Here is a 12,802-nt window from a genome sequence, read left to right on the forward strand (position 1 = left end):
ACGGCGTTCCCCCTTTTTCACGTGCTTGAAACTGCTCGTATTTCTTTAAAAGCATAGCGGAATATGAGATGATATAAAAAGTCAGAAAATTCAACTACTATGAGAGCAAGGGGCCTGACAATGCGAACATACACTAAGGAGATTCAAGCGATTATCGACAACGTAGAGAAAGTCATCATCGGTAAGGAAGATGTCATCACACAATCATTGGCAGCATTACTAGCGGGCGGTCACGTTCTATTAGAAGACGTACCGGGAGTCGGGAAGACGATGCTCGTCCGTGCGTTCAGCCGATCGATCGGGTTGACCTTCAAACGTGTTCAGTTCACGCCAGACCTACTTCCGTCAGATTTGACGGGTGTATCGATGTATAATCAGAAAACAAGCCAGTTCGAATATAGACCGGGTCCTTTAATGGGAAACATCGTTTTAGCCGATGAGATCAACCGAACATCACCAAAAACTCAATCTGCCTTACTTGAGGGAATGGCGGAAGCGAACGTCACCGTCGATGGTGAGATTCATACGCTTCCGAATCCCTTTTTCGTCATGGCGACACAAAACCCGATTGAACATGAAGGAACGTATCCGTTACCAGAAGCACAACTCGACCGTTTTCTCGTCAAAGTCAAAATGGGTTATCCTGATTTCCAGCAAGAAATGAAGTTGCTCACGCGTTTTGAACGGGATGAACCAATCGAAACACTCGAAGCTGTAATTGGTCGCGAGCAATTGCTCCAGATGAAAGAAGACGTCAAGAACGTCCATGTCTCACAGCCTGTCAAAAAATATATCGTCCATCTCGTTCAAGCGACACGGACGAATGGGTCACTCTACCTCGGCGCGAGTCCTCGTTCTTCGATTGCCTTGATGAAGGTAGCGCAAGCGTGGGCGTACATGGAAGGACGCAGTTTCGTTTTGCCGGATGATGTTAAACATCTCTTGATTCCAGTCCTGTCACACCGCCTGATTTTGACAGCGGATGCGCGTTATCACGGTCAATCGTCGGAACGGATTTTAGAACAGATCAAAAAAGAGGTTGCTGTACCGATCCAACAAGACGTGGAGTCCCTATGACGAAGTGGCAAATTGGTTGGCGTTACGCTGTATTACTTTTGACGACGGCAGCCTTATGGGCATATGCGCGCGTTGATGGCGGAAATGTCGCTTCCTTGCTGTTTTACGTCATGGCTGGTCTGACCGTCTACTGGACGCTCTTCCTCGTTTGGCCCGTCACGCAGGCCCTTGCGACGCGCGAAGTATCGAACAAGATGCTCGTTGCTGGAACCGATATCCCGGTTTCCTTACGGGTTCGTCGACGTTTTCCGTTTCTCGTCGGAGCCGTCGAAGTGACGGAGGTGATTCCGAACGAACTCAGTGAAGAAAAACTCGATATCAGCCGTCCACTCCGAGCCCATTACCGGAAGACGGAGCAAATCGATTACACGATACCATCGATTCGTCGAGGGGTGTATCAGATTCCAGGCTGTATCGTCGAAATCACGGATCCATTCGGGTTATTCAAGCGGAAGCGGATGTTTCCGGTCGAGACGTATCTTGCGATTGAACCAGCGCGCCTTGCCGTTCAGCTTCCCCATGAGGAAGACCGTGGCGATGGGGGGATCTCACCGGTGTCACTTGATCTTCGCCAGTCGTCCTTTACCGTCGTCGGGGTCCGGGAATACGTCAGTGGGGATCGGATGAATCAGATTGACTGGAAAGCGACAGCGAAACGCCAAGGGTTGATGACGAAGACGTTCGAACGAGAGCAAGAACGGGAGACGACGATCGTTTTTGATGAGGGAACGGAGGCGGGTGAAGCCTTCGAACGTGTCATCTCGATGCTCGCAGAAACGACGGATCAGTTGAACAAGCGACGACTGAGCTACCGGATCCATCTCGTCGGGCATGCTGTTCAATCATTGTCATTACCACTTGAAGGAGCAAAACTGACGCATTACCTGATGACGGCGCAACCGAGTCGGACGCGGACGTTCATCGAGTCATGGGAGTACTCGTCTAAGGCGCTTCGATTGAGCGGGAATGTCCTCTTTATCACACCGGATCTTGAATCAAATAATGAACTATGGATTTCGAAGATTAATCAAGAAGCCACCGTTCATGTCTATACACCAGAACGGAGGGGAGTGCGATGATACGACGATTAATCTGGAACGCCATCGCAGCAGCCCTTTTGACTTGTTTCATGCCACCACTTCTCGAACTGACGACATTCGAGCATCTTTGGTCCTTCTTACCGATGCTGTTCCTGCCTTTACTGTTATCGCATCTCGCGCGACGTTACTTCTTACTTGGCAGTCTCGCGGGGCTACTATTGTCGTTCTACTTGATTTTGACACCGGGTTCTGCACCGTGGGGAATTTTTACGGAAATCAGCTCGGATATTCGAAGTGTCATCAATGGTGAATTACCGGGACGACCAGCCTTTGCGCTGTCGATTGGTTTGATCAGTTTCTTGATCGCTTATCTCGCGCGCCGGACGTTCCCGAATCGTGGGTTCGTCTTCGGACTTGCCTTCGGAGTCATCGGGTTCATCGCCTATTGCGATACCTGGACGGATTACTCGGGAGAGACGTTCATTCTTTATCCGATCATCTTGTCTTTGGTATTGCTGTATGCGACGGAGGTCAATGAACGACCGCGTGCTTCCTACGTACGCCCACTGAGCGCATTATTCATTATGGGAGCTGTCATCGTCGCTGCTGTCCAAAGTCCTGTCATCAATGCGACATGGCAAGACAGTTGGTACGATTTGACGTCGGGTCTTGAAGGGGAAGGAGAGCCGACAAATGCGATTCAGAAGGTCGGATACGGTAACAACGATGAGCAACTTGGAGGACCATTCCAGATGGACGACCGAGAAGTCTTCCAAGTCGAAAGTGAAGGGAACCGCTACTGGCGCGTTGAAACAAAAGATATTTATACCGGAAAAGGTTGGATCTTGTCGGAGTCAAACCCTGAAATCGATGGACGTGGTTTTTTCTCGACCTTCGGTACAGAGGTCAAGACCCGCGAAGAGACAGCAACATTTGAAATGGCGCGTGAATTACCATTCGTGCCATATAATGGTGACAATGTACGGGTCGAAGTGAATCAACAACGACAAAATGTGTTGGTTGACCCCGAGAATCAAAAAATTTCGTATCTCGACGAGGCGGATCGTCAACGGAACTATCGAATCGACTATTCGTACCCACTCTTTACGGAAGAACAGCTCCAGACAGATGAACCCGTCAATTTATCGGAGAATGAAACGGAGCGGTATCTCCAACTGCCGGAAGGTTTACCGCAACGAGTTCGTGATTTAGCGGAACAAATCGTCGAGGGTGAGGAGACACCATGGGACAAAGCACGGGCGATTGAAAATTATTTCGAAGAAGAAAACTTTGAATACAATACAGAAGATGTTGCTGTACCGAAAGAAAATCAGGATTACGTCGATCAGTTCCTGTTCGAGACGAAACTCGGATACTGTGATAACTTCTCGACATCAGCCACTGTATTACTTCGGGCAGCTGGGTTACCCGCACGCTGGGTGAAAGGATTCACGGGGGGCGAATCCGACGTCATCGGAGCTGCCGTGACGAGTTATACAGTACGCAATAAAAATGCCCATTCGTGGGTCGAAGTTTACATTGAAGGACCAGGCTGGGTACCGCTTGAACCGACAGTCAGTTTCGATGGAGCAGGACAATACACGATCGATCGGGAAACGAATAACGAGACGGAACAAGCAAACCCGCAACGTGAGACAGAAGATAATACGGAGACAACGACGCCAAATCGTCCTCAAGAAAATCTTCTCGATGAAGAACAGACGACTAGCGCCGGACAGACGGAGCAGAAGTCAATTCCATTTTGGCCAATCTTCCTGACGGCACTTGCTCTCTTGTTCCTCTACTTGTTCAGAAAACCGATTATTCGGACGCTTGCGATTCTCTTCTTCCGGAGACAGATTGAACGACCGGAAGGATTCCGACGGATGTATCGGTATCTCTTGCGGCGTCTTGATAAAAAAGGATTCCATTATCAAGATGGTCGGACGCTTGCGGAACTTGCTCACGAAGTCGATGGGTACTACGAGACGTACGCGATGCGACCGTTGACGGATGCTTACGAGCGGATGGTTTATGGTGGAGAATCATTATCGGCTGATAAAAAACGTGAATATTTCGAAAATATCATTCGTCATGTAGAGGGTTGATATTTACGAAACGATACAGGTACAATGGGAACAACGTAAATCACACACATGCAATCTCCTTTGTATATACTCGCGAATATGGCGCGAGAGTCTCTACCGGGTCACCTTAAACGACCTGACTATGAAGGAGCAGACCCTTCGTATACATTTTTTTGTGAAGCGGCCTGCTCTTTTTCCATTTTATCCATGGGCGAAGAGCGGGCTTTTTTCATAGGGTACGCATGAAATCAGAAAGGCGGGAACAGATTTGGAAGCACATTTGGACCAGGAAATGATTCTCGTCCTCGATTTTGGAGGACAGTACAATCAATTGATCACACGTCGTATTCGGGACCTTGGTGTCTACAGTGAATTGCATTCGCATAAAATCACTGCAGCTGAAGTAAAAGAAATCGCACCTGCTGGTATCATCTTCTCAGGTGGTCCACGTAGCGTCTACGCGGAGGATGCGTACCGGTGTGACCCGGAAATCTTCGACCTCGGTATTCCAATCTTCGGAATCTGTTACGGCATGCAGCTCATGTCACAACATTTCGGCGGAACAGTGGAACGTGCGGGACATCGTGAATATGGAAAAGCCACATTGACGTTACAAGACCCGTCACCGATGTATGCGAACTTACCGCTAGAACAAACGGTCTGGATGAGTCACAGTGACCTCGTCACATCTGTGCCTAACGGATTCGTCGTTGATGGGACGAACGTGTCATGTCCAATCGCTTCGATCAAGAACGAAGAGTTGAAAATGTATGGTGTGCAGTATCACCCAGAAGTAAACCATACGGTCTTCGGAAAAGAATTGCTCAAGAACTTCCTCTTTGAAGTCTGTAAATGTGCAGGCGACTGGTCAATGGAGAACTTCATCGAAATCGAAGTAGCGAAGATCCAAGAACAAGTCGGCGATAAAAAAGTTCTTTGTGCTCTTTCAGGTGGTGTCGACTCGTCTGTCGTCGCAGCTTTGATTCACAAGGCAATCGGTGATCAATTGACATGTATGTTCGTCGATCACGGTTTACTGCGTAAGGGAGAAGCGGAAAGCGTCATGAAGACATTCGCGGATCACTTCCACATGAACGTCATCAAGATTGATGCCCAGGACCGTTTCCTCGACAAACTCCGTGGTATCTCGGATCCAGAGCAGAAACGTAAAATCATCGGCAACGAGTTCGTCTACGTCTTCGACGAAGAAGCTTCGAAGCTGACGGATATGGACTTCCTTGCCCAAGGTACACTCTATACGGATATCATCGAGAGTGGTACGGATACGGCACAAACAATCAAATCACACCACAACGTCGGTGGACTGCCGGAAGACATGCAGTTTGAATTGATCGAACCGATCAACACGTTGTTCAAGGATGAAGTCCGTGAACTTGGGAAAGAACTTGGCCTTTCTGATGAAATCGTCTGGCGTCAGCCGTTCCCAGGACCAGGTCTCGGGATTCGTGTCCTTGGTGAAATCACAGATGAGAAACTCGAAATCGTCCGCGAATCTGATTTCATTCTTCGTGATGAGATTAAAAAAGCTGGACTCGAGCGCGAAATCTGGCAGTACTTCACAGTCCTTCCTCCAATCCGTTCGGTTGGTGTCATGGGCGATGAGCGGACATACGACTATGCTGTCGGAATCCGCGCTGTTACGTCAATTGACGGGATGACTTCAGACTGGGCACGGATCCCATGGGACGTGCTTGAGAAGATCTCGGTTCGAATCGTCAACGAAGTCCAGAACGTTAACCGCGTCCTGTACGATGTGACGTCGAAACCACCGTCAACGATCGAGTGGGAGTAAGTACTGGGCTTACTGAGACGATTCGTCTCATGAAGCTTGTGGTATCAACGATTTAAAGGGGACAGGTGAAAGGAAGTCTGTTTCACCTTCAACAATTCGATTTCAAAATGAAGCTCCCTCCCATTCACATGATTTGTGAATGGGAGGGCCTTTTTTTGTGGTCAAATTTATGAAACTGTTAGACGATTTTAAACTGAATAAAAAAGTTTAAGGACGGAGAGCAAAGTATATCGAGGTATGTATCTGGCGTTTAGTAAGGCTTGAAGATTTTATGCAGAATGAGTTAAGCGTGGAAAAGTAGAAAAGGGAAAGTACTTAATAAATAGATAATGGATAAAATTTACATTAATAATTAATACATGTATATTTAATATAGTGAGGAGAGGGTCGAATTGGGATTAGGATTTAGAAAGAGTTTCAAGATTGCACCTGGTGTAAGAGTTAGTGTTTCGAATAAGAGTATTGGAATCAGTGGAGGCATTAAAGGGTTAAGGTATTCTGTAAATTCAAGAGGACAGCGTAGAACAACTGCAAGTATTCCTGGAACAGGTATTTCTTATACCAGTACATCAAGCTCTGGAAGAAGGTATAAAAGTGCTGCGATGAATAATAGACAGCAATTAATTCGTCAACAGAAAGAAATTGCAAAACAAGAGGAAATACAGAGAGCAAAATATGAGGTAGAAATGTATGAAAATAAAATCGAATTAATACATTCAATTCATAAAGAATGTGATGATACTTTCGACTGGTTAGATATAAGTCGTTCTAAACATCCGCATCACAATAATCAAATGGGTAGATATGAAATAGAAGCACAGCATAAGCTAGATTCTTTTAAACCTAGTCTATTGCAAAAAATTATGAAATCTAGTAATAAAGCTGAACAAAAACTACGTGAAGAGTTAAAAGCCGCTAAAGAAGAAGACCACAAAGAATTTCAAGAGCTACAAAGAACTATAGACATTGCTAAGAGAGTATTAGATAAAGATGTTGAAACCTATCTTAATGTTATTGAAGAACTTTCACCTTTGGAAGATCTTTTAGAATTTGGTAGTGGTTTTGAATTCTTCATTGATGACCCAGAGGTACTAGAGGTGGAATTTAACGTCCATTCGAAAAATGTAGTACCAACACAAGTTAAATCTTTAACTAAAACTGGTAAGCTTTCTGTGAAAGACATGACTAAATCAAAGTATTATGATATTTATCAAGACTATGTTTGCAGTTGTGCAATTCGTATTGCTAGAGATATGTTCGCTGTTTTACCTTTCGAAACTATAGTTGTCCATGCCGTGGATGAACGACTTGATACAACTACAGGTAAGGAATCAATAATTACAATTCTTTCTGTAAAATTTATTAGAGGAACACTCAATGCTCTTAATTTTGAAGCAATCGACTGCTCAGATTCAATGATGAACTTTGTTCATAACATGGATTTTAAGAAGACAAAAGGATTTTTACCTGTAGATAAATTAAAATTCATTTAATTCCTTTCTAATTGTGACGGATTTTGCTCACTTAATTAAAGGAGTAACCATCTAGTTTAATAAAAGGGATTCACTACTTTTAGTCTTTTTTCTACTTACTTTACTTATATTTTACTATCTAATGCTGTGTTAATTAATCTCAAAATTCGATTTTAAAATGAAACTCTCTTTTATTCGGATGATTTATGAATGAGAGTGAGTTTTTTTGTGACCAATAGTATGGAGCTGTTTCTTCAACTCTTGAATACATCATTAAAAGAAACAGGAGGCGCACTCTCATGATAGATTGGACATGGACTGAAGTCGATCGACTAGAAAAACAAGAGAAATGGAATGAAGCCAAAGTATATCTTTTAAAATCTTGGAGACAACATCCTGATGATCTCAAAACAGTCATTCGACTGGGCTTTTTTTGTTGGTACGTCACCTTTGAACATGGACCATTAGGAATTACAGAGAACGACATAGATATTAAGGAATTAGAATCTTTACTAAAGGAAGTTACCCATGATGGTTTACGTCATTTTATGAACCATGAGGATTTTCTATGGTGTTTTGGTTATATGATTTCGATGACTCCTTATTATTTTGGAGAGGATGATGAGTGGGAAGAAAAAGGTATATCCATGTTACGACACGCTCATGAATTATGTCCAGATGAACCGATCTATACATATTCTTATTTCGGATCTTTCCTTAATACTCATATACTACTTGAAAATGAATCACAACATATACAACAGATTCTAGAAGAACGATTTAAAGGTGAGGGACTATTATTTGAATACTTTAAAAGTACGGTGTTTAACATTGGACTTGATTTGAAATAGTAACGAATAGTCATCAAAAAAGCTTTTAATTCCGAACCTTCGGATGAAGTAAGTAGTTAAGCTTTGTTTTTATGGTTTAGTCATAAATTTGAGCGTTCTATGATGTGTCTTTCCTTAGTTTTCATCCTACTAAATAATAATGCCGTATAATTCTGGGATTGGGATTTGGAAGGCTTTACAGGAACAACGTAATGATGTCTACTACTATGCACATATATGCACATACAACATCGTACCTTTATTGAAACGGCTTTTACTTCTTAGGTAAGGGTCTTTTATTGTTGCGTAGCATGACTAAAACGTTTTAAACAGGAAAAATTTTAATAATGAACATGCTCTAGTAAACAGGATCAATACATTCCAAAAAGCCTTCAATAATTAAAAAAGATGTACAAAAAAATCAGGTTTAATCAGAAAAAAAGTAGGGGAAATTCAAACTGTTGGAATATAAGATTGATTTTCAAGAGCTAATTATTATTTTTCGTGGCATTTATTAAAAAGGAGGAAGAGATCATGACGAGAAAAGAAGATACATTTATCCAAGTATTTAATACCCAAGCGGAAGTACTGAGTAAAGTAAACGAATTGAAAGCGCAGGGATATGACGAAAGAGATATGTATGTCGTGGCTCAAGATAAACATTCCTTCTCCATGGTAGAGAATCAGACAAACGTCAATGTAGATACTGCCGGTGAACAAGAGCACCAAGGATTTATGGGGAAATTCATGGCTGCCTTTTCAGACGACTCTTCTACGGAAGCATTCCGCGGAATGGGCTTATCGCATGATGAATCAGAAGAATACCGTCGTCAGGTAGAAAGCGGCAAGCTGGTTTTATATGTAGACAGCGACTATGGCGATTCTTACGAAAAGCATAATCAAAGCTACAACCAAACTTCTGGAGTAAACGATAATCAATATGATCGCACGGGAGTCGAAGCAAATCGGGATCACAACGACCATCTCTCTGATAACGGCTCTCTTTCCCGGACAGATCGAGACCAAGGCTACGACAACACTTTAAGTGCAGACCGAAGCCAAGACTATGACGATACTCTAGGGGTCGATCGGTCTGGTTCAGATCGGACTGGCGTTACTGAAACGAACAGTGATACAGAAGAAGAACGCCTTCGCCTGCATGAAGAACGGTTAAATGTAGATAAAGAAAGAGTGCAAACAGGGGAAGTAAACGTCAGTAAACACGTAGTCGAAGATCAACAATCGATCGAGGTGCCGGTAGAGAGGGAAGAAGTTTATGTGGAACGGCGTAAAGTGGATCATAATGCGTCGGGAACAGATGCTTTTGTAGATGAGAACGACTCCATTCACGTACCGCTTTCAGAAGAAAAGGTAGTAGTATCAAAAGAAGATGTAGTCTCTGAAGAAATTGTTGTTGGAAAACGTAAAGTGCGAGATACAGAAACTGTATCTGAAACGGTACGACGCGAGGAAGCAGATATTGATGAAGGTACGGATACGAGAACGGACGTAGACCGTGACGATCATAAACGACTGTAATGGACCAAACTAAGAGGGAGATAGCGATCAGCTATCTCCTTTTTTACTGCAAATTAAAGACAACTCAAAAATAACGCTTACAAAACCGAACGTTCGGATAAAATGAGTGGTTAAATTTCGTTTTTATGGTTGACCCATGAATTTGAGCGTGCTACGATGTGTCTGTTCTTATTTTTCATACCACTAAAAAAACATAAATAATGCCGTATAATTCTGGGGATAGGGCCCGGAAGTCTCTACAGGAACACCGTAAAGGTTCCTACTACGGCGCACATGCAACATCGTGCGCTTATTGAAACGGCTTTTACCGCTTAGGTAAGGGCCGTTTTTCGTTTTCAAGGAGACGGCTTATTTGGAAGGAAGGCAATCATGAGCACACAATTGAAACAGCCACACCAACCGAAAGCAAAAGAAAATGCGATTGCGCGTTTCTTTGATTTCAATGGGCTTGGTACGAACATGCGTACAGAGTTCATCGCCGGCATGACGACGTTCTTCGCGATGGCGTACATCTTATTCGTCAACCCGAACACATTAGCAGAGGCAGGCATGGATGCGGGAGCGGTATTTGGTGCTACAGCGCTCGTCGCAATCATCGGTTCCATCACAATGGGAGTATTTGCGAATTATCCAATTGCGCTTGCACCGGGTATGGGTTTAAACGCCTTCTTCGCATATAGTGTCGTCATTGGAATGGGTATTCCATGGCAAACTGCACTTTCGGGCGTTCTCGTCTCAGGTCTCGTCTTCATGGTATTAACGGCTTCAGGCATTCGTGAAGTGATCATCAATGCGATTCCAGAGCCGTTGAAAATGGCAGTCGCAGCAGGTATCGGTTTGTTCATCGCCTTTATCGGCTTGAAAACAGGTGGTTTAGTTGTCGCGAACGAAGCAACACTTGTTTCGCTCGGTGACCTAAGCAAGGGAACAACACTTCTCGCAGTATTCGGTCTTGTCGTATCAGCTGTCTTGATGACACGCGGTGTCAAAGGCGCGATTTTCTTCGGAATGATTATAACAGCCATTGCCGGAATGATTTTCGGATTAATTCCAGTTCCGACTAGTTTTGGTGAAATCGTTTCAGCACCACCAAGTATTGCACCGACCTTCGGACAGGCATTTCTTCACTTTAATGAAATCTTCACGGTCCAAATGATGATCGTCATCCTGACTTTCTTCTTCGTTGATTTCTTTGATACAGCGGGCACGTTGGTTGCGGTAGCAAACCAAGCGGGTCTAATTAAAGAAAATAAAGTACCACGCGCAGGTCGCGCATTAATCGCTGACTCAACAGCAACCGTAGCCGGTTCGATTCTCGGAACATCGACGACGGTTTCATACGTTGAATCCAGTGCTGGAGTCGCAGCAGGCGGTCGTTCAGGGATGACAGCCATCGTTACAGCATTGTTCTTCGGTCTCGCTTTATTCTTCTCACCGTTACTCGCGATCATCACTGCGCCGGTCACAGCACCCGCATTGATCATCGTCGGTGTATTGATGGCAGCTTCATTGCTGCAAATCGATTGGAAAAAATTCGAGTATGCGGTTCCGGCTTTCTTGACCGTCATCATGATGCCATTAACGTATTCGATCGCAACAGGGATTGCATTCGGTTTCCTCTTCTACCCGGTCACGATGATCGCAAAAGGACGAGCAAAGGACGTACACCCAATCATGTACGTATTATCACTTGGATTCCTCGGTTACTTCATCTGGTTGCACTAATTCAAACTGCGTCTTTCTTCTATATAGAAGAAAGACGTTTTTTTGTTAGGGAGAGGGTAAGAGAGAAGAGAGAGGGTGATTCAGATGTTACAGCAGATTACTGGACCTGTATTCGAGTACTTGGCTGAGAATAAGTTACTTATTCAATTAGCGAGAAAAGTCGGGTTACCACTTGGTGGAACATTGTTCGTCGGAGGGCAGGGCGCGGAAGAGACACTCGACACAGTCAAACAGTTCAATCAAGATGGACGAGCGGCGACAGTAGATTGTTTAGGCGAATTCATCGAGACTGAACAAGACGCAGTAGATATTGCGAATGAATGCATCAAAGTCATCGGACAAATCAAAGTATATGATCTAGATGCACAAGTATCTTTAAAACTTACTTCAATCGGATTAAGGATTGATCCAGATATCGCCTATCAACAGTTGAGTCGTATTGCAGAGGTTGCTGATCAGAGAAATATGCGTGTGACAGTCAACATGGAAGAAGCAACGATGGTTGAGTCGATTGTGCAAATATTTGAACGCGTGCATGAACGATATCCGAACGTCGGAATTGCATTACAGGCAAATGTATACCGCAGTCGTTTTGATCTAGAACGTCTTCAGGCAGCAGTACGTGTCGTCAAAGGCGCATACGATGGAGACGATGAAACCTATATTCAACCTAAAAAGACCGTCGATGAGACGTACCTTCAATTAGTGAAGATTAATTTGTTAGAAGGCAACTACACGCAAATCGCGACACATGATGAACAAGTTATTCAGCAAATCATTGACTTTACTCAAATGAAACAAATTGATCCATCACGGTTTGAATTTCAAATGCTTCAAGGCATGCGACCAAAACGACAACAAGAGCTAGTTCGACAAGGTTATCGTGTCGTTATCTACGTTCCGCATGGTTTGGACTGGTATACGTATTTGATGAGACGGCTAGCAGAACGCCCAGCGAATATCGCGTTTACAGTAGGCGCCATGTTAAGAAGGTAAAGACTTTGCGAAGAGGATTTAAACTCTTTGCAAAGTTTTTTTAAAATAATGCTTGTGTTTGTCGAATTTTGTTGTTATATTAATAAATGTTCCAGCGAGACGCCTTTTATAAACGGTTCGTTGGGGCTGAAAAGTTTTTTAAAAAGCATGGTTGACATAAACAAAACAACCTGTTAATCTATTAAAGTCGCTAAGGCGGCAGACGAACTTTGAAAACTGAACG

General features: G+C 43.9%; 9 protein-coding genes and 2 riboswitches. All 9 genes read left to right on the plus strand.

The genetic code is table 11. The features are described from left to right. The first annotated feature begins 120 nt into the window (after positions 1-120). A complete protein-coding gene (locus B2751_RS08850; RefSeq protein WP_035410946.1) occupies positions 121-1,077 on the plus strand; it encodes an AAA family ATPase in 957 nt (318 codons plus the stop codon). Continuing rightward, positions 1,074-2,156: a DUF58 domain-containing protein gene (locus B2751_RS08855; RefSeq protein WP_035410944.1), complete on the plus strand. Its 1,083-nt coding sequence runs from the start codon at positions 1,074-1,076 to the stop codon at positions 2,154-2,156. The genes B2751_RS08850 and B2751_RS08855 overlap by 4 nt, the downstream gene beginning before the upstream one ends. Then, the gene (locus tag B2751_RS08860; protein ID WP_290774324.1) at positions 2,153-4,225 is read left to right on the plus strand and encodes a transglutaminaseTgpA domain-containing protein; all 2,073 of its coding nucleotides are present in this window, start codon (positions 2,153-2,155) and stop codon (positions 4,223-4,225) included. Before B2751_RS08855 ends, B2751_RS08860 begins: the two co-directional genes overlap by 4 nt. Positions 4,226-4,265: 40 nt before the next feature. Then, positions 4,266-4,367, plus strand: a riboswitch (purine riboswitch). A 129-nt stretch (positions 4,368-4,496) separates the two neighbouring features. Continuing rightward, positions 4,497-6,017 carry a glutamine-hydrolyzing GMP synthase gene (gene guaA / locus B2751_RS08865; RefSeq protein WP_051353615.1) on the plus strand — a complete coding sequence of 507 codons (1,521 nt, stop codon included), beginning with the start codon at positions 4,497-4,499 and terminating at the stop codon, positions 6,015-6,017. A gap of 392 nt (positions 6,018-6,409) precedes the next feature. Then, the gene (locus B2751_RS08870) at positions 6,410-7,510 is read left to right on the plus strand and encodes a DUF4236 domain-containing protein (protein ID WP_290774326.1); all 1,101 of its coding nucleotides are present in this window, start codon (positions 6,410-6,412) and stop codon (positions 7,508-7,510) included. Between the two features lie 278 nt (positions 7,511-7,788). Continuing rightward, positions 7,789-8,340 carry a hypothetical protein gene (locus B2751_RS08875; protein WP_290774328.1) on the plus strand — a complete coding sequence of 184 codons (552 nt, stop codon included), beginning with the start codon at positions 7,789-7,791 and terminating at the stop codon, positions 8,338-8,340. A 513-nt stretch (positions 8,341-8,853) separates the two neighbouring features. Continuing rightward, a complete protein-coding gene (locus tag B2751_RS08880) occupies positions 8,854-9,858 on the plus strand; it encodes a DUF2382 domain-containing protein (protein WP_290774330.1) in 1,005 nt (334 codons plus the stop codon). Between the two features lie 183 nt (positions 9,859-10,041). Next, positions 10,042-10,143: riboswitch (purine riboswitch) on the plus strand. A gap of 135 nt (positions 10,144-10,278) precedes the next feature. Continuing rightward, entirely contained in the window at positions 10,279-11,583 is a 1,305-nt protein-coding gene (locus B2751_RS08885; RefSeq protein WP_035411623.1) for an NCS2 family permease, read from the plus strand. An 84-nt stretch (positions 11,584-11,667) separates the two neighbouring features. After that, complete coding sequence (locus B2751_RS08890) at positions 11,668-12,579, plus strand: proline dehydrogenase family protein (protein WP_290774332.1); 912 nt, start codon at positions 11,668-11,670, stop codon at positions 12,577-12,579. The last annotated feature ends 223 nt before the right edge of the window (positions 12,580-12,802 follow it).

It is taken from the genome of Exiguobacterium sp. UBA6282 (genome assembly GCF_002440475.1).
GTDB lineage: Bacteria > Bacillota > Bacilli > Exiguobacteriales > Exiguobacteriaceae > Exiguobacterium_A.